The following is a 263-nucleotide window of genomic DNA, read 5'->3' as shown; positions in this document are numbered from 1 at the left end:
GGGAGGCCTACCGGGAGGCCCGAAGGGCGTGGGTGAGGCGGCTTCTCGGGTAGGATAGGCCCTAACGCCATGCCGAACTGGAGCCAGTACCTAGACGAGTTCAGGAGGGTGTCCAGAGGTCCCATCGGTGGGGGAGGCAGCCCCGAGGCCCAGTTGGTTCCTCTCATCACCCGCCTCCTCGAGGGCCTCGCCCCCGAGGTGAGGGTGGTCCAGGAGTTCCGCACCGGCCTGGGCCGGCCGGATATGGCGGTCTACCACCGGGA

At 68.8% G+C, this 263-nt stretch carries 1 protein-coding gene; it reads left to right on the top strand.

Annotated elements, in window-relative coordinates; all coding sequences use genetic code 11:
* Nucleotides 1-69: 69 nt before the first annotated feature.
* On the top strand, nucleotides 70-263 hold a 194-nt coding region (locus SAY88_RS25175; protein WP_332635166.1), incomplete at its 3' end, for a hypothetical protein.

This window comes from Halalkalibacter flavus (assembly GCF_036663575.1).
GTDB lineage: Bacteria > Bacillota > Bacilli > Bacillales > Bacillaceae_D > Halalkalibacter > Halalkalibacter flavus.
Note: the sequence above shows the minus strand (reverse complement) of the source record. Positions and strands in the feature narration are given on the sequence as shown.